The sequence below is a fragment of the Williamsia muralis genome (genome assembly GCF_051487485.1).
GTDB lineage: Bacteria > Actinomycetota > Actinomycetes > Mycobacteriales > Mycobacteriaceae > Williamsia > Williamsia muralis_B.
In genome coordinates this window covers 534,505-558,641 of sequence record NZ_JAHVCV010000005.1, presented here as the reverse complement: position 1 = coordinate 558,641, position 24,137 = coordinate 534,505, and the positions used below count along the sequence as shown (strand labels likewise).

Sequence of the window (24,137 nt, the reverse complement as noted above, 5' to 3'; positions counted from 1 at the left end):
CTTTACGCAACGATCCGCCCCGGTTGACCGGGGCGGATCGTTCTGGTTTCAGTGAAATGTGCTGTGCACAAGGGCCTGTGGGCAGACGTTTCATCAGTGACCGCAAGCAGAAAGACCCGGGTCTTGCGACCCGGGCCTTTCTCAGTGTTGTGCATTCACCTCTGGGAGGTGATCAGTTGCCCTTGACGACCTTGTAGTCGGCGACAGGGGCGACCAACTTGTTGTTGGCATCGAACTCGAGCACACCGTACGAACCAACCGACGGCTCACCGGCGGTGACGAAGGCCAATTCGCCTGTCACACCGTCGTAGTCGAGATCGGTGCCGGCCTTGGCCAGCGGCAGGCATTCCTGGTACGTGGTGCACTTGGTGCCACCCTCGGTCACAGCATTGATGTTCGCTGCGATCGAACGGCCGTTGGTCGACTTCGCCACTTCAGCGGCGAGCGCGGAGATGACCACGGCGTCGTAACTCTCACCGGCGTAGTTGAAGTCGATCAGTGCCGGGTCGGCGGACTTCAGACGGGCCTCGAACTGCGGGCCGACGTTGGTCAGCGGCGTGGTGCCCTTCATCCCCTCGAGGATGCCGGGACCGACCGACTCACCCAGGGCGTTGCCCATGTTGCCGTCGACACCGAAGACCAGCTTGTCCTTCGGTCCGATCTTCACCTCGTTCATACGGGTGATGATCTTGGCGCTCTCCTCGAATCCGATGACGGCGATGCCGTCGGGATTGAAGTTCTTGACCTGGTCGACCTCGGCGTTGAACGACTGCGCGTTGGGGTCGTAGATGATCGTCTTGATCTGGTCGGCCGGGATGCCCGCGGCCTCGAGATCGGAGACGGTGTTCTTGGCCAGACCGGTGCCGTACGGGTCGTTCATCGCCAGGATGGCGACACGCTGCACGCCGCCCTCGGCCATGACCTGTGCAAGCGCCTGGGCCTGCAGGGTGTCCGCAGGAGCGGTACGGAAGTACTGGCCCTTGTCTGCGTAGCAGGTGAACTCGTCAGAGGTGTTGGCCGGCGAGAACATCACTGCCCCGGCATTGCTGATCTTGTCGATGACCTTCAGCGACACCGACGAGGATGCGGCGCCGACGATCACCTGGGTGCCGGCTGCGAGCTCGCGGTCCACGGTGGCGTTGGCGGTGTCGGTCGTGGTGTCTCCGGAGTCACCGTCGATCTGCTGAACCGGCTGGTCGAGTACGCCGCCTGCCGTATTCACATCCTGCACGGCGAGCTTGACGCCTGCGAACTCAGGCGGTCCGAGGAACGCCAGGCTTCCCGTGGCGGGGAGCAGCGTGCCGATCTTCAGGGGCGCCGTGCTGACCGGTCCTGGCGTCGCCTTGTCGGCGTTCTCACCACAGTCGGTGTTGGTTGTTGCCTCCGTGGACGAAGACGCGGATGCACCGGTCGCGCCTCCGGTCGTCGCCGTGTCGTCAGAATCGTCTGAACTACATCCGGCAATTGCCATGACGGAAACCGCCGCGGCAATCGTTCCCCTCAAGAGATATCTGTGGGACATCAACATTCTCCTCGCGGTAAACCACCGAGCGCGGCGCGTCTTCTACGACGCATACGACCGCCACTCGCTTGGGTAAAGCTAGCGCCATCGTGTTGCCCGCGAGTAACGTTCGTGAAACTGGAGAGCACCTGCAGCCTGGCCGTGACCGATTTGAAACACGGTTGTCCGGCCGGCGCTTCGACGCGTCTGCACCGGCCGGGCCCCGAACCGTCCCGGCGGCGACGGAAACGCCTGACAGAGCGCTTATTTGGCCTTGTTGCCGAGGGTCTCGATGACCACTTCGGCCACTGCTTTCATCGTGGTGCGGCGATCCATGGCCGCACGCTGAATCCACTTGAATGCATCGGGCTCGCTGAACGAATGCGACTCCATCAGGATGCCCTTTGCACGTTCCACCAATTTGCGGATCTCAAGACGTTCGGTGAGGTCGGCGACATCGCGTTCCAGGACGTTGAGTTCGGTGTAACGGCTCACCGCGACCTCGATTGTCGGCACCAGGTCGGCTTTGGTGAAGGGTTTCACCAGATATGCCATCGCGCCGGCGTCCCGGGCTTTCTCCACAAAATCGCGCTGGCTGAACGCGGTCAGCATGACGACGGCGGCAAGCCTTTTGCTGGCGATCTCCGCTGCCGCGTCGATACCGTCGCGGACGGGCATCTTCACATCCATGATGACGAGGTCGGGACGCAACTCCTCGGTGAGCTCTACGGCCACCTGACCGTTGGGAGCCTCCCCCACCACGTCGTAGCCCTCTTCGCGCAACATCTCGATGAGGTCCATCCGGATCAAGGAATCGTCTTCGGCGACCAGGACACGGCGGACCGTTGCTGCCGGCTCCTTGGCCTGAGCTGCACTTGCGTCCGTCGTTGCCATCGGTCCCACCTCCACATTGAAATCGCCGTCCCGTGCGCAGTCGAGCGCCGTGATGTGGTGCAACAGTACCGGTTGGATCCGCGCCCGGCCCGTCATCTAAAGTGTGGTCTGCGACGCGCCCCCGTAGCCCAATTGGCAGAGGCAACGGATTCAAAACCCGTCCAGTGTCAGTTCGAGTCTGACCGGGGGCACCACGTAGCAAGGTTCTTGTCGGAGTTTGCTTGGAACGCGCGGGCGGGAGTCAGCCGTCTCGGCCGAGCCGAGAACCTCGCCCGACTCCGGCCACGCCACCGGCCGAGCCGTAACCCGAGCGAGTAGTGTCCATGCATCATGGACGGAGTCGATGTCATCGTGTCGCACTGGGCGATTGCCCGCCCGGAACTCGATGTTTCGGCGCTGAAGGTTTTCGGTCGACTCCACCGGAGCTTCCTCATCTACAAGAGCGAGATCTCCGAGACCTTCGACAAACACCACATCACCGACTCCGGTTTCGATGTGCTTGCGTGCCTGAGGCGTTCGGTGCCACATCACCGATTGACCGCGGGTCAACTCGCAGAACAGACGCTGGTCACCACGGGCGGGTTGTCGCTTCGGGTCAAACGGCTCGAGGATGCAGGCCTGGTCACTCGTTCCAGAGACGCCGGTGACGCCCGCGTCGTGTACGTCGAACTCACACCGGCGGGAGCCGCCCTCGTTGACAGGGTTGCCGACGAACATTTCGCCAAACTCCATTCCATGCTTGGTCAGCTCACCGAGGACGAAGCCTCAACGTTGGCCTCGCTCCTGACCAAACTCGAGACCTCGGCCCGCTCGGTGGCGCACGAGGACAGCGCGGATTCGGGTTTTCCCGGCTGATTCAAGCCCCGTCTGACAAACTTTCTCAAACTTTTTTCGGTACTGAGTGATTGCCACCACACCCCGTGTGACCTGCGTCTCGCTGATTTCGGGCGTGTAAATCTGCCGTTACAAAGCTCTACGCTGGGCGTTCCGGCGTTGACCTCTTAGCGCTAAGGGATTACAACTGTCTTAGCGCAAAGATAGTTGCGCATACGGCGCACATCGCGCCGGACGTCTAACCCGTCGGAACGGACACCGCATGACACTCGCAGTGAGCGCCCCGCGCAACCCGGCACCTGCCGCCCACGATCCCGCTCGTGATCTCATCGACCAGATCTACGTCGCCGGTAGGTGGCAGCGCGGACAAGGCGAACTGATCCAGTCGGTCGACCCGGCGACCGGCAAGGTGTTCGCAACCCTGCACGCAGCAACCACCGACACCGTTGATGTCGCAGTCCGCGAGGGTCTTTCAGCGGCGCGTACGAGCGGTTGGTCGACCAAGCTCCCGCACGAGCGGGCCGCCGTGTTGCACCGGATCGGCAACGCAATCGACGACGCCCGCGAACGGATCGCGGCGTTGCAGACGCTCGACACCGGCAAGACATTATCTGAGACGCGAGCACTTGCAACCAGTGCTGCCAACACTTTTCGATACATGGCCGCGGCGCTGGAAACCATGGACGGCGCGCTGACGACTCCTCGTGGGCCGTGGCTGACGATGTCGACCCATCGGCCGATGGGCGTGGTCGGAGCGATCACACCATGGAACTCACCGATTGCCTCAGACGCGCAGAAGTTCGCGCCCGCTCTGGCCGCCGGAAACGCCGTAATCAGCAAACCGCCGGTGTGGGCACCCTGGGTGACACTGCTCCTGGCGCGCCTGTGTGAGGAAGCCGGCTTACCTCCCGGCGTGCTGTCGGTGCTTCCGGGCCCCGGACGGACCGTCGGCGAAGCGCTGGTGCGTCATCCGGACGTGGCGAAAGTGAGCTTTACCGGTGGAACTTCGACGGGACGGCACCTGGCCCACATCGCCGCCGACAAGCTCATGCCCATCACACTCGAACTCGGCGGCAAATCACCCACCATCGTCTTCGAGGACGCCGACATCGAACGAGCGATCCAGGGAGTGCTGTTCGGCATCTTCTCCTCCAGCGGCCAGAGTTGCATTGCCGGATCCCGAGTCTTCTTGCAGCGCAGCATGTTCGATACTTTCACAGACCGATTGGTCGAGCGGGCGGCACAGTTGCGACTCGGCCCCGGAACGGATCCGAACACCGCCGTTGCGCCGATGATCTCGGCGCAGCACCGCGATTCGGTCGCGTCGATGGTCGATGCTGCCGTCGCTGCCGGCGCCCGTGTACGCCTGGGCGGTGCGCCGCCTAATGACGATCGGCTCGAGCACGGCTGCTATTACCCGCCCACCATCCTCACCGACGTCACCAACGAGGACGCCATCTGCCAGGAGGAAGTCTTCGGCCCCGTGGCCGCGATCATGCCGTTCGACGACGAGGCCGACGTCATCACCCAAGCCAACGACACCGTTTACGGTCTCGCCTGCGGTATCTGGACCGAGAACTACCGCCGTGCCTTGCGGATCGGTGACGCGATCAACGCCGGCACAGTCTGGGTGAACACGTACAAGCAGTTCTCCATCTCCACCCCGTTCACCGGACTTCGTGACAGCGGACTTGGTGTCGAGAAGGGACGCGACGCCATTCGCCACTACTCCGACCAGAAAAGCATCTATCTCGACCTCACCGACGCTCCCCTGGCCTGGGGCGCTCCGATTGAAAGGGCTCGTTCATGACCACCTCAACCCAGACCGGCACCGGTTCGGCGCACCCATACAGTCCGGCTTTCGCCGTCGCCGGTTTCGGATTCGTCTCGGGCGCACTGTCGGTCGACGAGAACGGCCGTGCGGTTGCCGGCGTGGAGCCCGCACTCGACGCTGCCGTCGCCCGACTGTCCGAACGACTCGCAACCATCGACATGACACTCGACGACGTGGTCAAGACCACCTACTTCGTGACCGACGTGTCTCTGCGGGATGCCGCAAATCTCCACTACGAGAACATTTTCGATGCACCGCGCCCGGCCCGGTCATTCGTCGAGGTCGCTGCGTTGCCCTACGGCGCCACGGTCGAGATCGAAGCCATCGCACACCGCTCCTGACCGCTCCCCGAAACCCTTGTCTACACCCATCGAAAGGACACATCATGTCTGCCCCTGAAAAGACGATCTCCGATCTCGACCAGCAGATCGACTCCTGCATCGCGAGCCGCGACACCCGATACGAAGACTGGGACACCCTCGGGTTCCAGGCTGCCAAGGGCGGGGATCGCTTCAAGCGTGCCCAGATTCGATACATCGGTTCTGGCGCGACCGGCAATCACGACGGCGACAATCGCACGCTGCCGTCCGAACACTTCACGTTCTCCAACATGCGCCTGCCCGCAGGAGCAGTCGGCCCTGAACACACCCACCACGATGTTGAAGAGGTCTTCTTTGTCCTCGAGGGTGAGCTCGAGGTCGCGGTGCATGACGTCGAAGACGGCACCAAGAAGGCCGTGCGACGGCTGGGCTATCGGGACCTGATCCGGGTCCCCGCCGGTGTTCCCCGCAGCCTTGCCAATGTCGGCGACACCGACGCGTTGTTCTGCGTGATCATCGGCGCACCCAAGCCGCAGCTGCCCACCTATCCCCCGAGCTCGGAGATGTTCGGCGTCACCCGCTGACACCGAATAGCCACACCGACACCCCACCGACCAACGACACCGAGAGGAACGGCGATGCACGAACCGACGTCGCGAGTTCTACGCGTACACCAGAAGACCTGGGAAGCCGACGGGGTCACCAGCATCACGCTCGTCGACCCGGCTGGTGCATCGCTGCCCTCTTGGGAACCAGGTGCACATATCGCCCTGCATCTGCCCGGCGGTCTCGTTCGCGAGTATTCCCTGTGCTCTGATCCCACGGACACAACGCTGTGGACAGTCGCCGTCCTGCGCGCCGAACAGTCCAGGGGTGGAAGCACTCTCGTGCACGATCAGTTGTCCGTGGGTGCACTGATCGAGGTCGAGGGCCCCCGTAGCGCCTTCGAGCTCGACCCCGATGCGCAAGAACACCTGCTCGTGGCAGGAGGCGTCGGCATCACCCCAATCGTGACGATGATGCGCAGGCTGAACCACGACGGCTGTGCATGGAAAATGCTCTACGCGGGCCGCTCCCGGACCTCGATGGCTTTTGTCGACGAGGTGGCGGGTCACGTCGGGCAGTCGATCGTTCATGCGGACGACGAGAACGGCGGCCTTGCGGACCTGGCGTCATTTGTCGGGTCCGCTGGGCCCGGCGCGGTGGTCTACTGCTGCGGGCCGGCAGCTCTGCTCGACGCAGTCGCAGCGGTCACCCCGACCGGTGTCACACTGCGGACCGAGCGATTCTCCGCGCCGCCTGCCGCCCCTCCCTCCGGCGACGAATCAGCCTTCGATGTTGTCCTCGAACGCAGCGGGACGCGACTGCAGGTGGGACCCGATGTGTCCGTTCTCGATGCATTGATCGACGCAGGCGTCGATGTTCCGAGTTCTTGCACCGAAGGAATCTGCGGCACGTGCGAGGTGGGCGTCGTCAAAGGCGACGTCGACCACCGCGACTTCCTGCTCAGCGAGTCCGAACACGCCGCGAACACAACCATGTTCCCTTGCGTATCCCGCTGCCGCTCTGCCGAACTCGTACTCGACCTCTGACAGGAGTGCTCATGCTCTACTCCCAACTCCCGGTGCTCGCCGACACACCGGTGTGCACGCTGCGCAGTCTGCGTTCCGTCGCGCTCAGCGTTCCGGACCCCGCTGCCTCTCGCGATTTTTATCACGAGGTGTGGGGCCTGTCGACCGTGGACGAGGACGGCGACCGGTTCTGGCTGCGCGCCACGGGCACAGACCATCACGTCCTCGATCTGCGGCGAGGTGATCTGAATGCGCTTGGCCACATCAGCTTTGCCGTCGGCACGCCACGCGAGGTCGACGACGCCGCTCGAGCGCTGGACCGGATCGGCGTGCCGATGCTGCGCACGCCGGGTCTGCTCGACGACGCGGGCGGTGGATACGGCCTGCAACTGGTCGATCCGGAGGGACGCGTGGTGGAACTATCTGCCGACACGTTCGCCGTCTCCGCTCAGGAACCAGCCGGCCGAAGGGCCGCCCCCCGCAAGATCGCGCACGTCGTCCTCAACACCACCGACATCGAGCGCACCGCGGCCTTCTACACCCAGGTGCTGGGGATGCGTATCTCGGACTGGTCGGAACGCCAGATGACGTTCTTGCGATGCAACTCCGATCATCACGTCATCGCACTCAATCAGGCACCGTGGGCTTCGCTCAACCACATCGCCTACGAAATGCCCACCATCGACCACTTCATGAGAGGCATCGGAAGCTTGCGCTCTCATGGCATTTCGCCACAGTGGGGGCCAGGCAGGCACGGCCCCGGCGACAACACGTTCTCGTACTTCACCGACCCTGCCGGCCTCGTGTGCGAGTACACCTCCGAGGTTGCGCAGATCGACGAGGATGCCTGGCTCTGCCGCACGTGGCGTCGAACTGCCGAACTGTCTGACCAGTGGGGAACGGCGGGTCCTCCCACCGCGACCGTCCGTTCAGCAATGGCAGGAATACCGGACCCAGGCGCCCGAGCTCTGGTGACCGCCCGCGACGCCGACTACTTCTACGGCGCCTTGCAGACGGTGGGCGCGTCATGACCACAGCATCGGCGGTCCGCGAGCGCCTGCACGCTGTCGAACGCTTCACAGAACACCCGCTCGACGCTCCGCGCACCCTGTTGTTGCACGGGATCGGCGGATCGGCCCGATCATGCGAACCCGTCGCCGAAAACTTGGCGGCACAGGGATTCTCATCATGGTGCCTCGATGCGCCAGGATACGGGGAGTCGGCCGATCCGTCGGCCGGCGAAGACCTGATCGCTACAGTCATCGAGTTTCTCGAGGCGGTCTCACCCACGCTCCCCGTCGTGCTGCTCGGCACGTCCTGGGGCGGCGTCGTCGCCACTGCGGTGGCCCTTCGTAGGCCGGACCGGGTCGCGGCGCTTGTCCTGATCGACAGCACCCGGGGCTCGGGCACCACGCCGGAGAAGGCCGCTGCGATGCTGAGCCGCATTGACGAACTCGTGGCGGTCGGCGCCGCGACGGTCGCGTTGCAAAGAGCGCCACGGTTGACCGCACCCGGTGCGGATCCCGCAATCGTCACCATGGTTCACGACTCGATGGCAGCCCTGCGGCTACCCGGGTTCCGGGCGGCGGCCGAGTACATGGCAGCCACCGACCACGGGCCCTACCTGCAGAACATTTCCTGCCCCACACTCGTTCTGGTGGGTGAGCACGACGTCGTCACCGGAGTGGACGAGTCACGAGTGCTGGCCGAGCGCATCCCAGGCGCACTGCTGCGCATCTTGCCCGACGCCGGTCACGTCGCCATCCAGGAACAACCGGAACACGTCGCCGACATGGTCGCAGAGTTCATCAGGACGCTGCCGTGAACGCCGGGACCGTGGTGGTCACCGGCGGCGGACGCGGACTGGGGCGAGCCATTGCCGGACGGCTCTGCGGCGAGGGCCATCACGTGGTGATCGCCGAACGTGATCCCGACACGGCGCATGCCGCCGCCGAAGACCTCGTCGCCGCAGGGGGCCTCGCGACAGCCGTCGTTACCGACATCGGGGACGTCGAGTCCGTCCGCGCCCTGGCCGACGAGCTGCAGCGTCTCGACTCTCACCTGGTCGGCCTGGTGAACAATGCCGCGATAGCCGACGGTGTCGGGGGTGCGACCTTCTTCGAGCTGGCCGACGACGAGTTCGACCGGGTCACCGACGTCAACGTTCGAGGTACGTGGTCCGTGACCAAATACCTGTGGCCGCAACTGCTTGCCGCTCGCGGCGCCATCGTCAACATCGCCTCTGACGTAGCCATGTACGGCTCGCCGCGCCTGGTGCACTACGTCTCGTCAAAGGCGGCGGTGATCGGCATGACGCGATCCATGGCCCGAGACGCCGGCGAGTACGGAGTACGAGTCAACGCAGTGGCTCCCGGACTGATCCGTATCGAGGCGACGGAAACCGTTCCCGATGAGCGGTACCGGACCTATGCCGACGGCCGCGCGCTCTCACGCGAACAGACACCCGACGATGTCGCCGGTGTCGTGCGCTTCCTGCTGTCAGACGACGCCGCGTTCGTCACCGGACAAACCATCGTCGTCGACGGCGGATTCATCTTTCGCTGACGCCGGTAACACGAACAATCACGCCACAAGGAGAACCGATGGACCTGCAGTTGAAGGGACGCCGCATTCTGATCACCGGTGCCAGCTCCGGCATCGGGCTTGCGACGGCACGACTGCTCGCTGCAGAAGGGGCAACGCTCGCCCTGTGTGCACGCGACGAATCCCGGTTACGCACCGCGACAGCCGAACTGGCGGCGATGACCGATGTCGTCACGGCGGCCTGCGATGTCACCGACAGAGCGTCGGTGAACACCTTCGTCTCAAGCGCCATCGATTCACTCGGTGGAATCGACGGTGTTGTGTGTAATGCCGGCAGGTCGTTGATGCGCACCCTCGACGAGACCACCGACGAAGAGGTCCGAGACGAGTTCGACCTCAAGATCTTCGGGGCTCTCAACGTGGTCCGCGCGGCACGAAAGGCGTTGGCGGCGTCCGACGCGGGTTCGATCGTGATGGTCAACGCCATCTTGTCGCGTCAGCCCGAATTGCGGCTCGCCGTCACCGCAGCTGCCCGAGCCGCGCTGCTCAACCTGTCGCGTTCCCTCGCAGACGATCTCGCGCCCGAAGGTATCCGGGTCAACTCGGTTCTACTGGGCCTGGTCGACACCGGGCAGTGGCAACGTCGATTTCAGGAGAACGGTTCGGGTGTCGACTTCGACACCTGGAGCGCTGACATCGCGCAGGACCGGAGGATCGCGCTCGGTCGTTTCGGAACCGCCGACGAACTCGCTTTTCCCATCTCCACACTGCTCTCACCGCGCAACAGCTACATGACCGGAGCATCCCTCGACGTCGGTGGCGGAGTCCACCGCTACGTCTGACGCATTCACCGAACATCAGGAGAAGACGATGAATCCAGCACCCGAGACCCCGCGCCGCACCGGCGGTGACGTACTGGTCGAGGTGATGCGCCGGCATGGCATCACCACCGCGTTCGGTGTGATCAGCATCCACAACCTTCCGCTGGTCGAGGCCGTCGACCGAGACCTGAAGTTTGTCGAGATGCGGCATGAGGCAGCCGCCGTCAATGCTGCCGATGCGTTTGCTCGCGCGTCGGGCGGTATCGGAGTCGCATTGACCAGCACCGGAACCGGCGCCGGTAACGCCGCGGGCTCGATGGTGGAGGCGCTGACCGCCGGTAGTCGTGTCCTGCACATCACCGGACAGATCGAGAGCGAGTACCTCGCCCCTGGGCGACCGGCCGCGAGTCGAGGGGTGATCCACGAGTTCCCTGCGCAACCGCAGATGCTCGACGCGGTGTCAGCACACGCCTCGACCATCACCGACGCCAAGGATGCCGACGCCGAACTCGAATCCGCGATAGCGCGCATTCAGTCGGCACCGACCGGGCCTGCCAGCGTCGAATGGCCTACTGATCTGCAGTATCTCGCTTGGCCTGACCGGCAGCGACCCGCGGAGTGCTCGCCACGCGTCGTCGCGGCCGCTGACCCCGACTCCATCGCCCGTGCCGCCGACCTGTTGGCACGCGCGAAGAGCCCACTCATCTGGCTCGGCGGTGGCGCTGCCGACGCGGGCGACGCCGTGTCCGCGCTGGCGCATCGACTCGGTGCGGGCATCTTCACCAGCAACTCGGGCCGCGGAATCGTCTCCGAGGCCGATCCCCTGGTGATCGGCAACTTCGCGACCACCCCAGCAGCCCGTGAGCTCATCGCCGATGCCGATGTCATGCTCGCGGTGGGCACACATTTTCGCTCGAATGAAACAGCCTCCTACACACTTTCGCTCCCGGGGACACTCATCCAGGTCGACGTCGAGTCGGCCACCATCGGCCGGGTGTACCCCGCCGAGGTCGCACTGATCGGCGATGCTCAGCGCACCGTCACCGCACTCGACGAGGCCATCGAAAGCCGCTCCGACACCGACGGCTGGCGAGCGAGGGTCGAAACGCTTCGTGCGCGTGTCCGCGCCGACCTGTCCGCGTACATCGGCGGTTACGCCGAGATATGCACCGCAATCCGGTCGGCTCTTCCGGCCCGCTCGGTGATCGCGCGTGATGTCACCATTCCGAGCAGCCAGTGGGGTAATCGCCTTCTTCCGATCTACCACCGCGCCACCAACATCTTTCCCCTCGGCGGTGGCATCGGGCAGGGCCTGGCGATGGGCATCGGGGCCGCGCACGCCCGACCCGAAGTCCCGACGCTTGTCATGGTCGGCGACGGCGGACTGGCAGTTCACCTCGGGGAACTCGCATCGCTCGCCGGATCAGGAGCACATGTCATCGTGATGGTCTTCAACGACGGCGGATACGGAGTGCTCCGAAATATGCAGGAGAAGAACGGGTTCCGGCGTTCCGGGGTCGATCTACACACACCCCGTTTCGACCTGCTCGCCGCCTCGATGGACATTCCCTATCGACTCATCCAGGGCCCTGGTCACATCGCCGGCGCCCTCGCCGACGCAGTGCACCGGACCGGTCCCACGATGATCGAAGTGGACGTCACCGCACTCGACCCGGCACCCGGCGCCTTTGTTCCTCCTGTCCACATTCCGACGGAGGCCCACTCGTGAACGCCTCCATGCTGTGGTGGGACGACGGAGCCCAGGCTTCGGTCGAAGCCGGCGAACGGACACACGTGTTCGCGGCAGGTGCCGATGCCATCAAGGCAGTTCGGCTCGCCATCCGGTGCCCCGACTTCGTGTTGAGCCTCGTTCTGGCCGATCCTGTTACGCCGGAGGAAGACTCGGCCGCCTTGCTCTCCAGAGTCTCAGTTCCCACCCTTGTCGTCGCCTCGGCACCGCGCCCTGATACCGACCTGGCGGTCGCCCAGCTCTTCGCGGGCGACATCGACAACGCGGTTTTTGTGGTCGTCGACGGCTCTGCTCGTCCTGTCCACACAGCCAGCCGCGAATCCTTCACAGACTGGAGTTCATCTTTCGTCGCCATCGCCGAAGGACTCGCCGCCCGTGAGGGCAGATTACTCACCCCACCAACCCCTCTCGTCGAAGGAGCCCTCCGATGAAAACTCGCACAGCCCGCGAGCCCTATCTCGAAGTCCACCAAACCCACCCGGACCCGATCACGCCCTACGAGACCAAACTCGCCGGCTCGATCTCCGAGGTGTTCACCGGCGGCGCAACAACTCTCGCCGAGGTCGTCGCGGGTCTCAATGATCTGGGCCTTCACGGTCCTGGCGGCGATCGGTGGACCGACGAGAGCTTCCGCGCCGAGATGCGCAGATTGGGAAAGTGATATGAGCACCGAAACAGTCACCAATACAAGACAAACCGCCCGGAATCGCGGACCCACTTTCGCCGTGGGCACACGGCGACACCTCGATGCCGACGAGATCGCGGCAACGGGTCTGCGCGACCGGTGGTACCCGATCCTCCCCTCGCACATGGTCGAACCAGGTGCAATGGTGCCGGTTCGCCGGCTCGAGGTGGACTGGGTGCTGTTCCGCGACGCGCAGGGCGTTGTCCACATGCTCGAGGATCGGTGTCCTCATCGCAGCGCCCCGCTGTCGGTCGGACAGCACCTCGGTGACCGGATCGCCTGCCTCTACCACGGGGTCCAGGTGGACGGAGGTGGCACTGTCGTCTCGGTTCCCGGCATGCCGGGGTGCGCCCTCGAAGGTCGGCGAGCAACCGTGTCGCTGAGCGTGGTCGAGGCGGCCGACACGATTTTTGCGTTCGTGCCGCTCACCGCAGAATCCGTGCCGACACCGTTTGCGCTCCCCGACCGACTCTCTGACCCCGAGGTGTCGTGGTTCCCGAACTACGCCGAGTGGGCAGGTCCCTGGCGGTTCTACATGGACAACGTCCTCGATCCAATGCACGGCGCATTCCTGCACCGCAATTCTCACTCGATGTTCGGCGGCGACATCTCGGCTCGGTTCCGTATCCGCGAGACCGACCGTGGCTTCTTCTTCGAGAAGACCGATCAACGCGGCGTCAACTTCGACTGGGTCGAGTTCGTCCGGGGATCCATGGATTTTGTTGATCTCGAGATCCCCTATGGCCCAGCGGCCGGCCCGGGCGGAGTGTTCGGCATCGTCGGTATGAGCACCCCGATCGACCGCGAAACGTCTGCGATCTTCCACTGGCGGACCCGGCGGGTGAGCGGCTGGGAACGGGAGACCTGGCGGTTCCTCTACCGGACGCGGCTCGAGGAGAAGCACTGGGAGGTACTCGAACAAGACCGGGCTGTCCTCGAAGCGCTCGCCGGTGACGCCGACCGCGAAGAGCACCTGTATCAGCACGATCTGGGGGTCTCCCGCATCAGGCGCTTGTACCGCGCCGACGCCGTCGCGCAGGCACAAGTTCTCGCGGCGGCGAACGCCTGATGAGCGATGCCACCATGATGCTGACGATCTTCCTGCGCCACGACCAGGGCCAAAATCTGGACCAGCTGCAGGCCCGTCTCGACGAGAACGACTGGTGGCATGAGTTCCCCCCGGAGGGTTGCGAGGTGGTCTCCTGGGTTGTAGCGATGGGTGTCGGACAAATCGTGACGCTCCGGCTGGCTCCTGACCGTCTGTCCGCTGTGAACGTCGAGCTCGAACGACGGGCCTGGGGCACGTTCCGGACAGACTTCTACCCCACCTACGACTTCCGTGAGGTGCGTGCCCGCCTCACAGAGGAGTCCGATGCGCGCCGCGAGGTGTCGGGCCGATGACCTCGGTCGGTCACCCCGGAGTCCCGGAACCGCCACGGCCGGGCATGTTCAGCAATGCCCGGGTCGTCGGAGGTCAGTTCTTCCTCTCCGGAATGCACGCGGGTACCCCACACGGACCTGTCGGCGGCGACGACACCTACTCACAGGCGGTCGAGGCCTTCCGGCGAACCCGGGCACTTGCTGAAGCGTGCGGTGCGGGGATCGACGACATCGTCACCCTGCGCATCTACGTCACCGACATCGCTGAGAAGGCAGCGGTCGGTCGCGCCCGAAGTGCCGCCTTCTCCGAACCTCTGCCCTGCTCGACACTGGTCGAAGTGTCGGCGCTGGTGGAACCCGGCCTCACCGTCGAGGTCGAAGCCCAAGGCTTTCTCCCGAACGTCCGATAGCCGGACGACTAACATCAGCCGAACCGGCGCTCACGCGCCGACAACCACAAGGACGCCATCATGAGCGGACCGACCATGACCCAGCCGGCCACCACAGCCGAGATCACCAGACCGAACTGGCCTGTGCTCGCTCTCGCATTCATCGCCGTCGTGCTCGACGGCTACGACACCATTGCGCTCGGGTTGTCGGTACCCGCCCTGGCCGACGACTGGGACGTACCCACCTCGCACTTCACCCCGGCGCTGTCCTTGACCAGCCTGGGGGTCGCGCTGGGCTACATAGCGGTCGGGCGGCTGACGGCGCGCTTCGGATGCCGCAACGTCATCCTCGCCGCGGTCGTCGCGTTCACCATCGGATCATTCCTCACCGCTTGGAGTGGATCCATCATCGAGCTCAGTGCGCTGCGGTTGATCACCGGGTTCGGACTCGGCGCCGTGATGCCGGCGGCCGTTGCTCAGGCCACCGCACTGAACCCGGCGCGCCATCGTCAGTCGATCGCGGTGTTCGTCACTACGGGCATCTCACTCGGTGCGCTCATCGCCGGACTCGTGGGCTCCCAGATCGTCGGCGCATTCGGGTGGGAATGGGTCTTCATCCTCGGCGCCGCGGCATCGACGCTGCTGCTTCCTTTCCTGTGGCGATGGCTTCCCGACGAACGAGGCATGACAGGCCTTACCGTGGCATCGCCTCATGCCAAACACGGCGCATCGGTCGCCCGCCTTTTCGAGCCCGGGGTGCGGACCCGCACGATTTTGCTGTGGGTCTTCGCATTCCTGGTGTTCTCGGTCTTCTACATCTTCTCCTCGTGGCTGCCGACGCTGTTGACCAGCTACGGCTTCACCAAGGGACTCGCCCCACTCGGATCAGCGGCGCTGGGAGTCGGCAGCATCATCGGAGCAGGCGTATTGATCTTGGCGGCCAGGCGATTTCGGATGACCTCGGTTCTTGCCGGCACCACGGCGGTCGCGATCGTCTTTCTGGTCCTGTCTGCGTTCCTGGGCGCAGACAAGGCTCTCCTGCTGCTGGTGTTCGGCGGGGTGGGCCTCGGTCTACAGGCCGGCATGATCGGGCAAGCCGCCGTGGCCGTCTCGTTGTACCCGCAGGCCACCGCGGCAACCGGCGTCGGCTGGGCGAGCTCGATGGGGCGATTGGGATCAGTCATCGGACCCATCATCGGCGGAGCGCTCATCGGGCTCGGTGTATCCACCAGCTGGATCGTTCTGATTGCCTGCCTACCCGTGGCGGCTGCGCTGGTGGTCGTTCTGGCGCTCGGCAAGGTTCAGTCGCGCTACTCCGACGGCACCGCGCGTCAAGCCCCGGGCGATCACCGGTGACGGTTCAGCACTTACCTTCGGTGGCCGCCTCGGGTAGTTCGCCGATCATGTCGATGCCAGACCCGTTCCATCGGTAGGCGACGTTCACCTCGCCCTGTGGGGCGGCATTGGGTTCGTCGGCGACGATGTAGCTATATCGAACGTCGATCTGATCGTCGGCCGCACCAGTGATCATCTGGTAGCTCAGGTTGCAGGCGGTGCCGGTACCGAGGAAGTCACCGTTACGAAAGAGCAACAGCTGATTTGGCGACGAGCCCGTGCCACCCTGGGTATGGAGCGCCACGAAAACCAGCAACGAACAAGTACCGGCGTTGCTTTCACCCTTCACCCAATTCACACCAGGCATCGGGGGCGCGATCTGCGCGATCGCATCGTCGATCGTCGTCGTATCGACCTGCGACCCGCAGGGCGCTTCCTCCACATCCGGCTCGGTGGCCGGCACGTCCATTGCTGCCGGCGGCGGAGAGGTGATGGCAGGACCTGCGGTGCGTGTCTCGGTCAACGTGGTCGTGACGGGGGCAGAGCTGTCCGTGGTGCTGCCGGCGCATCCCGACATGAGCGCCACAGCCGCGAAGGCGGTGAGCGCCGTACCGACTACTGACTTCAAAATCCGAGCGCTGACAATACTTTTCATTGAGCAGATCCTTTCGTTGCCGACCCACTCTCAACGTCGCTACCAACGTCAGAACAGTTAGTCACGGAAAGGTGTCGATGACGTGCGCCGGGAGTCGTCGCAGGTCAGTGGGCACGAGCGTCGACCGGCCAAACGACAGTCAGACGGGGCTGTTATCGAGGTCAGAACCGGGATACGCCTGGGTCGGAGATCGGGACGCCCTGACGCTGACGCCACTCTGCTCCGTCAGGACGTCCGGAACCGGTCGTCGTACCAGTTCGTCACTTCGTGGGGTCAGTGAAGAGGTCTGTGTCGTCGGATGTGGTCTCGAGCACTTCGCGGTCGAACCGCAGCATGTAAAGGAAATATGCGAGGCCGGGGATCAGCAGACCGAGAACGATCACGATGGTCGCCCACGTCGTGGAGGCGGTAAGCACAACGACCAACGCCGTGACCACCCACACCAGGGCCGCGATCGCCACGGGCTTTTCGAACCGGCCGAGGTCGAAGCCGCTCTGTCCGCGCCCGAACTTTCGGCGCACTCCCAGGTAGAGCACGATCGTCATCAGGTAGAGGCCGATGTTGAAGATGGCACCGGTTGCGATGAGCTGTAACAGTGCCGAGCCCGGCATCACAAGCATCAAGATCACGCCGACGGCCAACACCAGGAGTGTGGCGGGAATGGGTGTCTTGGTGCGCGGGTTGACTCTGCGCATCACTTGGTGGCCTGGGAACCGCTTGTCGCGCGACATCGCAAAGATGTAACGCGCTGTCGAAGTCATGGTGACGAGCGCGGCTCCGAAGAACGCCACGGCGATGGCAGCAAGTAGCGGCCGCTCCAAGCCGTTTCCGAACTGCTGGTGCATGATCTCCGCGACCGACGATTCGCTATTGGACGCTGACGGCAGATCCTTGATCGCCACTGTCAGCACCAGGATGAACAAGAAACCGAGCACGCCTGCGGCGGCAACCGACCCGATGATGGCGCGGGGCACGCTTCGGAAGGGATTCTCGGCCTCCTCGGACATGTTTGCGGCCGTTTCGAATCCGACCAGGGTGGTCAGCCCCATCAGCGAGGCCGCCATCAAACCACCGCCGATGGCGAAATAGTCTGGGTCTCCCCCGGCGACACCACGGGAGAACAAATTGTCCGTCGTTCCATCGCCCGTCACCATCACCGCGATAGCAAACGCGGTTCCAAGGACGAGGAGAATGCCGATCTCGACGCCCACCGACAAGGAGTTGACCCAGCCGACGATGCGTGTTGCCGCTATTGCCAGCACGGTCTGAATCACAAGTAGCGCAACGGTGATCACGCGCGCGGTCGTCTCGTCGGGTTCCATGTTGAGCAGCGGCATCAGGCACTGACTTGCCAAAGCGTTGTCGATCGCCACCGGCGCGGTCACGGCGCTGAGGACCGCAACCCAACCGAACGCCCAGCCGATCTTCGGGCTGGCCAGCCGTGATGCCCACGTGTAGCTGGATCCACTGAGAGGTATTCGCGCCGCGAACTGCGCGTACACCAGTGCGACCAATAGTTGTCCGAGCGCAACGACCGGAAACAACCAGATCCCTACAGGTCCGGCGTTCTGCAGGACGTCGTCATACGTCGCGAAGATGCCGATGACCACCGACACCGACGCAAACGAGATGGCGAACATCTGAAATCCGTTGAGCGACCGTTTCAGTTCGGGCTCATACCCGAGATCCCGCCCGATTTCGTCGGCGGCCTCATCTCCTGCCATGCTCTTTGTCACTGCGTCACAGGCCTTTCTGTAGGACGTGCGGTCGCGGGTGGCTCAAACGTGGGGAATCCATCACTCGCCCGGTGCGATTCAGACGCCTTGTTCATTGCGGGGCCGACGTCGGCGGCCAGAGCGCGCATCACAGCGGAAGTCGCCACAATCTCTGCTTTCATCGAGCAACCCGATCTGTTGTGGCGGTGTTGCCGGGAACTCTAAAGCAGAAACCCCGCCCTCGCGATCGAATCGCGAAGGCGGGCATGGGGATGGGGCCACCGCACGGCCAGTTGACCCAGTCGGCCCAAATCATCTGCTCTTGTCGATGGCGTCGTTGTGGAACGCATTGTCAGACACAGTGAATCCGCTTAGCCGAACGAAGTGGTTTCAGCGACAGAAACTTGGTCCAATCGTCATACAGCGGATTATGATTGCCGCCTGAACCAATTGCGCAACGCGATTGTGGATCAGATAGTCCACTGCAAACTAGATCGAGAACATCAGCTTTCGTGGTTGTCCGGGTATGCCGTGACCGCCAGGAAGCGGATCGGCAAGCGGACCAGGTCGTTCGGTCCGTGGATGCCTTCGCCGTCCAGCAAGAGCGAGTCCCCGGGCCGCAGGGTGTATTCGGCATCGCCGTGGCCGTAGACCATCACGCCTTCGAGCATGTAGAGCAGTTCGGTTCCGGCGTGTTGAAAGCGAGGAAACACCTCGCTGGCGTCGGTGAGGGTGACCAGCACGGGCTCGAGTCGCTTGTGCTGACCGCGCAGCGCGCCGAGGAGTTCGTAGTGGTGTCCGACCCGGGTGCCCCGCCCGACTATCACGGCGCCGTGCCCGGATTCGACGAACACCGCTTCGCGTTCGTTGTCTGCGCCGCGGAAGAGTGAGGTGACCGGGACGTCGAGGCCTGCAGCAAGTCTGGCCAAAGTGGAGAGACTGCAGGACGTTTGAGCGTTCTCGATTTTGGACAACATCGCTTTCGAGATGCCGACCTTCTCGGCCATGTCCCCCACCGAAAGTCCGGTGGCACGTCGCAGCGCGCGGACCTGTCGCGCTATCGCCTCTTCGAGGTCATTGCCGGTTGGTGGTTCGCCGAGCACTTCACGCTGCACGGGTGCGGGGTCACCGGTATCCCGGACCGTCTTGGTTGACCGCGGTGGCATGTACAGATCCTAGCCGACTGCGTCTACTGTCGTGAAACCAACTGCGCGCACGGGATACGCCTCAGCCCCCTTCCTGGCGATGCCGGGAAGAGGGCTGAGAGCTTCCAGAGGCTTTATGTGGAGGCTGCCGGTGTCGGCTTCTCAACCGCCTCGGTCGCAATGGCTTCGGCCGCCTCGACGGCGTCGGCCTCGGTGACAGGCTTGCCGGTCAACGTCGCGTTCTCCATGACGTAGGCCGATTCACCGTGCACGGCAACGTCCAGACCTTCGGTCTCGTGATCTTCATGTGCTCGCAAACCCATGGTCTTGTCGATTGCCTTGGCGATCAGCCACGTGACGACGAAGCAGTATCCGACAACCGCGAGGACAGCCACCGTCTGGCGCCACAGCAGGTCGAATCCGCCGCCGTAGAACAGTCCCGCAACACCATTGGGCGCGGCCGGGTCGGCGATGAAGCCGATCAGGATGGTGCCGAGGATGCCACCGACCATGTGGATCCCGACGACGTCGAGCGAATCGTCATAGCCGAGTCGGAACTTGATCGACACCGCAAGGCAGCAGATGGCACCCGAGGCAGCACCGACGAGCAGCGCACCCATCGGTGAGACCGCACCACAGGCCGGCGTGATGCCGACGAGGGCAGCGATCAGGCCCGAGCTGGCACCGAGTGACGTCGCATGTCCCTCACGGAACTTCTCGACGACAAGCCAGGCGCAGATGCCGGCACACGCTGCTGCAACGGTGTTGAGGACCACGACGGCCGCGCTGTTGCCGGCGGCCAGGGCCGATCCACCGTTGAAGCCGAACCAGCCGAAGAACAGGATGCCCGCGCCGAGCATGGTCAGCGGGAGGCTGTGCGGACGCGGCGCGGCCGGGAAGGTGCGTCGCTTGCCGAGGACGATGACCAGGGCCAGGGCCGCAACACCGGCGTTCACGTGGACCGCGGTACCGCCGGCGAAGTCGATCGCCGCCAGCTGGTTGGCAATCCAGCCACCGGTGATCGATCCGTCTTCAGAATCGAATGCGAACACCCAGTGCGCGACAGGGAAGTACACGAGCGTCGCCCAGACTCCGGCGAACAGCATCCACGCACCGAACTTCATGCGGTCGGCGACCGCACCCGAGATGAGGGCCACGGTGATGCCTGCGAACAGCAGCTGGAATCCGGCGACGAGCGCGGGCGGCAGACCGGGATCAGCAGGTGCTTCGAGCATCGACGAGAGTCCCATCGCCTCGAGGGGATCGCCCAGAATGCCCTTTCCGCCAAGGGAATCACCGAGCACGGCCGAGTAGCCGAACAGGATCCACAAGATGCCCACCACGGCAAACGCACCGAACGTCATCATCGCCATGTTCAGGGTGTTCTTGGCGCTGACCATGCCGCCGTAGAACATGGCCAGGCCAGGAACCATCAGGCTCACCGCAGCAAATGCAGCCAGCAGCCAGGCCGTATCGGCGGCCGCGATCGCTTCGTCCATTGTCAATCCTCAAGAGTCGGGCGCAGACCGGAAGTCTGCTTACGGGAATCGAAGTTCACCGATAGTGGACCACTCGCGTGTTGCGGTTTCGAGACTGCCGGTTGCGGCCGTGTTACGAAGTCCACATTGCGCGGTTCGGCTGAATCCGTTGAGTGCCAGTCGCTGTCGTGAACCCGACGATCAAGGCACCACGGGGCCGTGAGTCCTCAGCCATTGCAGACCGGGGCCGCGGGTCCGGGTGATGCCTTTGTAGTCGGCCATGTCAACGGGCAGGTCTTCGAGGACCCGGTAGAGCCTGTCGGCCCATTCGGGAATGGTCGCGATGGCCTTGAACGGTAAGAGGTAGGTCCGGATCAGGAACATGACGGCATTCGACTGCGGCAGCCGAATGAGGTGCTGAACCTCGGTGCGCAAGAACAGCCTGTCCCCCACGTCCTCCAATGGCCCTTCGGCGAGCGTGCGCCGATCTTTTCCCCACTCCGGGTAGGTCTCGGTGGAGGTGTCGAGTTTGCCGTCGACGGTGAGTGTCCAATTCGTGCGTCGGTAGCTCTGGGCCGGCTGCAGGCGTTTGATGAATTCGTGTGCGCGCGTGGCGATCTTCTCGCTGTGCAGTCGTGGCACCGGACCGTGGATCTGCAGAAAGCTCATGCCGACGTCGAACCCGAAGGACCAGTCGGCGGCGAACGTCACCACTCCCGCGTCGCCCCACATTTGGTCGTCGCGCTGATCGAGTAGCACCACGTCTTCCTGTATCTGGCTGCAGATGTAGTGCAGCGGATCGGTCGGCAGCGTATCGGCGACGCCGAACGTGAAGGTCTCGTCGATGTCGAGGAGCGCGTTGCGCCAACGGTACGACGCCGGTTCAGCAGTGACCCGTTCCAGGGTCATGTGCTGCGGATACCCATCGCCCAGCTCGTGCATGAGGGTGAGCATCGCGTCCCAGGCCGCGGGAATCATGTGCGGCAAGCACTGTGATCGGGTGGGATCAGCCGCCAGAATCCGTGAGCGTTCGTCGAGTTCTCGCCGATAGTGGGCGTCGATCACCACTCGGTGCTCTCCCCAGGAACCGGCCGCGGTCGACCCCTTCTGCCCGGTCGGTTCGACATTGGCGCTGTAGCGGTACTGGTCTTTCGGGAACGGGAAGGGGAAGTTCTCGATGTCGTTCTGTGTGAACACAGCTGCTGCGGTCATTACAGTTCCAGCTCCACTTGGTCACCGGCGGCCCGAGAGACGCATGGCATCATCGCGTCGCCTCCGGCTCGCTCGTCGTCGGTCAGATAGAAGTCCCGGTGGTCGATTCGGCCACCGAGCACGGTGACCCGGCATTCGCCGCAGACGCCCTGGCGACACAGATTGGGCACGGCCACACCGCGTTCGAGCAATGCCTCGAGCAGCGACACGTCGGCGCCGACGGGGACCAGCACCCCGGTACGGCGCAGGCGGGCGGCAAACGGTGCACCGCCGGTCGCCACGGCGGATGAGAACTGTTCGGAATGGATGCGCTGGGCCGGCCAACCGGCGGCGGTGGCGGCTGCCGCAACGGCGTCGATCATCATTGCCGGCCCGCAGGTGTAGAGGTGGGTGCCGAGCACCGAGTCTTCGAGGATCGGAGTCAGGTGCGACCAGAAGTCGTCGACGTCATGCACGATGGTCAGTCGATCTCCACAGAGGTTCTGCAACTCGTCGGCGAGCGCGTCTTGCCCGGGCCGGTGTGAATAGATCACTTCAAAAGATCGGTGCCACTGCACAGCTGCTCGGACATGAGACAAGATCGGCGTGACCCCGATGCCACCCGCGATGAGGACGTGATGGCGGGCAACGGATATCGGCGCGAACGCGCTGCGCGGCGGGGTGATCACCACCTGATCGCCCACTCGCAGAGCGTGAATCCACGCAGAGCCGCCCCTACCGGCATCGTCACGGCGCACACAGATCGCGTAGTGGTCGGGATCAGTGCATGGACCGGTCAGCGAGTACGAGTTCTGGACGCCGGTCCCCCACCGCACGCCGATGTGACTTCCGGGAGTGAACGAAGGCAGCGCTTGCGCGCCAGTGAATGTGACTTCACGGATGCCGTCGCAGAGATCCCGGACGGTGCCGACGGTCACCAGCAAGTCGGTGCCGGTGAGCCCGGTGGGTGGCGCGTTGACCGTGCGCGTCATAGTAGTTCCTCCGCGTCTGGGTGAAATCCCAAGTAGGCGTGGTGTCGTCGCGAAAAGTGGTAGTAGACCACCAAAGGAGATCCGCATCCGGAACAGGTGAGCGACTCGTCGATGCCAGCGAAGGTGGTGGTGACGGAATGACAATGCGCGCAGTAGACATCGCGCTCCCCGGGCGAGAATCCGTCCCCGCCGCCGAGGTCGACAACAGTCACTTCTGCGTCAACGGCACCTGCGTCGATGATGGCAGCCCGAACCCGCACCGGCGCGGCCCCTCGCCCGACGACCACAAAACGCCAACCCACCCGCGCCGGCCGCAGTGCAGCGGCCAGCGCGTCATCCTCCGGACCGGCAAGGCGGACCACCGATACACCTGCTGGGTCACCAACATGTTCGGCAGCCTCCTCGTCCGTGGTCACAACGAGGTGATGTGACGCCGCCTCATCGAACTCGACGTCGGTGAAAGCAGTGGCCTGCCACCGGGGGACGGTGGTGGTGGCCATCGAGACCGCCATGGTTACGGTGCGAACGAGCGGTGGCCGACAAAGAACGCCAGAGCCCGGTCCTCGGTGGTGAAGCGAATGGTCGAACCTTTCGGGAAGAAGATGGCGTCCTTCGGTCCGGCGGTCTCGACCTGGCCGGTCTCGAGGTTCTCGAGATGGAAGACGCCTTCGAGAACCACCTTCATCTCGTCGTAGGCGTAGTAGTAGTCGAGCGGTGCGTCGGTGTGGCGCAGTTCGAAGTACCCGGCGGACATCTCGGAACCTTCCGGGTTCGCGTAGACGTCATCGATGAAGCCCTCCGTGCCGGGGTATTCGGTGACCGGCATCTGCGGAAGCGTCGCCCAAAAATCTGATGTGACCCGGAAGGCGGTCGTCTTGTCGGAATCGGTTGTGGTCATTGGCTTCTCCTTGAGGGGGCGTATAGGTGATGCGGCAGAGCGCCGCGAGTAAGGCGTGAAACCAAATATAGTGGCAGGAAACGATGAGCCGCGTGACATGCACGTTAAATTCGACAAACGCCCAGCGTAGATCACCTGAATCCCTGCGATCTCGGTTGGCATAGCCCGATTCCGTGATACGCCAGACACTGTCCGGAAACTTCGC

Annotated in this window: 26 protein-coding genes and 1 tRNA gene; 17 read left to right on the top strand and 10 right to left on the bottom strand. The window is 64.0% G+C overall.

Annotated features, from left to right (window positions below; genetic code table 11):
- Positions 1-172 precede the first annotated feature (172 nt).
- Both KXR83_RS16925 and KXR83_RS16920 read right to left on the bottom strand, forming a co-directional pair.
- Positions 173-1,522, bottom strand: coding sequence for an ABC transporter substrate-binding protein (locus tag KXR83_RS16925; protein WP_437425789.1), 1,350 nt, complete (start codon positions 1,520-1,522; stop codon positions 173-175).
- A gap of 243 nt (positions 1,523-1,765) precedes the next feature.
- Complete coding sequence (locus KXR83_RS16920; protein ID WP_030173097.1) at positions 1,766-2,395, bottom strand: ANTAR domain-containing response regulator; 630 nt, start codon at positions 2,393-2,395, stop codon at positions 1,766-1,768.
- Positions 2,396-2,512: 117 nt separating this feature from the next.
- Here KXR83_RS16920 and KXR83_RS16915 point away from each other — a divergent pair.
- From KXR83_RS16915 to KXR83_RS16835, 17 genes are all read left to right on the top strand, one after another.
- Positions 2,513-2,589, top strand: a tRNA-Leu gene (locus tag KXR83_RS16915).
- Between the two features lie 136 nt (positions 2,590-2,725).
- On the top strand, positions 2,726-3,250 hold the full coding sequence (locus KXR83_RS16910; RefSeq protein ID WP_437425788.1) for a MarR family winged helix-turn-helix transcriptional regulator: 525 nt from the start codon (positions 2,726-2,728) through the stop codon (positions 3,248-3,250).
- A 241-nt stretch (positions 3,251-3,491) separates the two neighbouring features.
- A complete protein-coding gene (locus tag KXR83_RS16905) occupies positions 3,492-5,039 on the top strand; it encodes an aldehyde dehydrogenase (protein WP_437425787.1) in 1,548 nt (515 codons plus the stop codon).
- The gene (locus KXR83_RS16900) at positions 5,036-5,404 is read left to right on the top strand and encodes a RidA family protein (RefSeq protein WP_062799343.1); all 369 of its coding nucleotides are present in this window, start codon (positions 5,036-5,038) and stop codon (positions 5,402-5,404) included. Before KXR83_RS16905 ends, KXR83_RS16900 begins: the two co-directional genes overlap by 4 nt.
- 44 nt (positions 5,405-5,448) lie before the next feature.
- A complete protein-coding gene (locus KXR83_RS16895; protein ID WP_030173083.1) occupies positions 5,449-5,967 on the top strand; it encodes a cupin domain-containing protein in 519 nt (172 codons plus the stop codon).
- 54 nt (positions 5,968-6,021) lie between these two features.
- A complete protein-coding gene (locus tag KXR83_RS16890; protein ID WP_437425786.1) occupies positions 6,022-6,975 on the top strand; it encodes a PDR/VanB family oxidoreductase in 954 nt (317 codons plus the stop codon).
- A gap of 11 nt (positions 6,976-6,986) precedes the next feature.
- A complete protein-coding gene (locus tag KXR83_RS16885; RefSeq protein WP_437425785.1) occupies positions 6,987-7,985 on the top strand; it encodes a VOC family protein in 999 nt (332 codons plus the stop codon).
- Positions 7,982-8,779, top strand: a complete 798-nt coding sequence (locus tag KXR83_RS16880) for an alpha/beta fold hydrolase (protein WP_437425784.1) — start codon at positions 7,982-7,984, stop codon at positions 8,777-8,779. The genes KXR83_RS16885 and KXR83_RS16880 overlap by 4 nt, the downstream gene beginning before the upstream one ends.
- Positions 8,776-9,519 carry an SDR family oxidoreductase gene (locus KXR83_RS16875; protein ID WP_437425783.1) on the top strand — a complete coding sequence of 248 codons (744 nt, stop codon included), beginning with the start codon at positions 8,776-8,778 and terminating at the stop codon, positions 9,517-9,519. Before KXR83_RS16880 ends, KXR83_RS16875 begins: the two co-directional genes overlap by 4 nt.
- Before the next feature lie 38 nt (positions 9,520-9,557).
- Positions 9,558-10,340, top strand: a complete 783-nt coding sequence (locus KXR83_RS16870; RefSeq protein ID WP_437425782.1) for an SDR family oxidoreductase — start codon at positions 9,558-9,560, stop codon at positions 10,338-10,340.
- Between the two features lie 28 nt (positions 10,341-10,368).
- On the top strand, positions 10,369-12,048 hold the full coding sequence (locus KXR83_RS16865; RefSeq protein WP_437425781.1) for a thiamine pyrophosphate-binding protein: 1,680 nt from the start codon (positions 10,369-10,371) through the stop codon (positions 12,046-12,048).
- Positions 12,045-12,500, top strand: a complete 456-nt coding sequence (locus tag KXR83_RS16860) for an alpha/beta fold hydrolase (RefSeq protein WP_437425780.1) — start codon at positions 12,045-12,047, stop codon at positions 12,498-12,500. The genes KXR83_RS16865 and KXR83_RS16860 overlap by 4 nt, the downstream gene beginning before the upstream one ends.
- Complete coding sequence (locus KXR83_RS16855) at positions 12,497-12,730, top strand: recombinase-like helix-turn-helix domain-containing protein (protein ID WP_437425779.1); 234 nt, start codon at positions 12,497-12,499, stop codon at positions 12,728-12,730. The genes KXR83_RS16860 and KXR83_RS16855 overlap by 4 nt, the downstream gene beginning before the upstream one ends.
- Before the next feature lies 1 nt (position 12,731).
- Entirely contained in the window at positions 12,732-13,823 is a 1,092-nt protein-coding gene (locus KXR83_RS16850; protein WP_437425778.1) for a Rieske 2Fe-2S domain-containing protein, read from the top strand.
- Positions 13,823-14,155 (top strand): hypothetical protein, encoded by a 333-nt coding sequence (locus tag KXR83_RS16845; protein WP_437425777.1) that lies wholly within the window; start codon positions 13,823-13,825, stop codon positions 14,153-14,155. Before KXR83_RS16850 ends, KXR83_RS16845 begins: the two co-directional genes overlap by 1 nt.
- Positions 14,152-14,544: a RidA family protein gene (locus tag KXR83_RS16840; protein WP_437425776.1), complete on the top strand. Its 393-nt coding sequence runs from the start codon at positions 14,152-14,154 to the stop codon at positions 14,542-14,544. The genes KXR83_RS16845 and KXR83_RS16840 overlap by 4 nt, the downstream gene beginning before the upstream one ends.
- A gap of 60 nt (positions 14,545-14,604) precedes the next feature.
- Positions 14,605-15,879, top strand: coding sequence for an MFS transporter (locus tag KXR83_RS16835; RefSeq protein ID WP_437425775.1), 1,275 nt, complete (start codon positions 14,605-14,607; stop codon positions 15,877-15,879).
- Positions 15,880-15,883: 4 nt separating this feature from the next.
- Here the strand turns inward: KXR83_RS16835 and KXR83_RS16830 are convergent, their stop codons facing one another.
- The 8 genes from KXR83_RS16830 to KXR83_RS16795 form a co-directional block, all read right to left on the bottom strand.
- Positions 15,884-16,513 carry an LppP/LprE family lipoprotein gene (locus KXR83_RS16830; RefSeq protein ID WP_437425774.1) on the bottom strand — a complete coding sequence of 210 codons (630 nt, stop codon included), beginning with the start codon at positions 16,511-16,513 and terminating at the stop codon, positions 15,884-15,886.
- Between the two features lie 260 nt (positions 16,514-16,773).
- The gene (locus tag KXR83_RS16825) at positions 16,774-18,237 is read right to left on the bottom strand and encodes an APC family permease (protein ID WP_437425773.1); all 1,464 of its coding nucleotides are present in this window, start codon (positions 18,235-18,237) and stop codon (positions 16,774-16,776) included.
- A 494-nt stretch (positions 18,238-18,731) separates the two neighbouring features.
- Positions 18,732-19,394 carry a helix-turn-helix domain-containing protein gene (locus tag KXR83_RS16820; protein WP_437425772.1) on the bottom strand — a complete coding sequence of 221 codons (663 nt, stop codon included), beginning with the start codon at positions 19,392-19,394 and terminating at the stop codon, positions 18,732-18,734.
- A gap of 113 nt (positions 19,395-19,507) precedes the next feature.
- The gene (locus KXR83_RS16815) at positions 19,508-20,872 is read right to left on the bottom strand and encodes an ammonium transporter (RefSeq protein ID WP_116914683.1); all 1,365 of its coding nucleotides are present in this window, start codon (positions 20,870-20,872) and stop codon (positions 19,508-19,510) included.
- Between the two features lie 180 nt (positions 20,873-21,052).
- Positions 21,053-22,063 (bottom strand): heme-dependent oxidative N-demethylase family protein, encoded by a 1,011-nt coding sequence (locus tag KXR83_RS16810; RefSeq protein WP_437425771.1) that lies wholly within the window; start codon positions 22,061-22,063, stop codon positions 21,053-21,055.
- The gene (locus tag KXR83_RS16805) at positions 22,063-23,034 is read right to left on the bottom strand and encodes a PDR/VanB family oxidoreductase (protein ID WP_437425770.1); all 972 of its coding nucleotides are present in this window, start codon (positions 23,032-23,034) and stop codon (positions 22,063-22,065) included. The genes KXR83_RS16810 and KXR83_RS16805 overlap by 1 nt, the downstream gene beginning before the upstream one ends.
- Positions 23,031-23,534 carry a dimethylamine monooxygenase subunit DmmA family protein gene (locus tag KXR83_RS16800; RefSeq protein WP_437425769.1) on the bottom strand — a complete coding sequence of 168 codons (504 nt, stop codon included), beginning with the start codon at positions 23,532-23,534 and terminating at the stop codon, positions 23,031-23,033. The genes KXR83_RS16805 and KXR83_RS16800 overlap by 4 nt, the downstream gene beginning before the upstream one ends.
- 14 nt (positions 23,535-23,548) lie before the next feature.
- A complete protein-coding gene (locus KXR83_RS16795) occupies positions 23,549-23,932 on the bottom strand; it encodes an ethanolamine utilization protein (RefSeq protein WP_437425768.1) in 384 nt (127 codons plus the stop codon).
- Between the last annotated feature and the right edge of the window lie 205 nt (positions 23,933-24,137).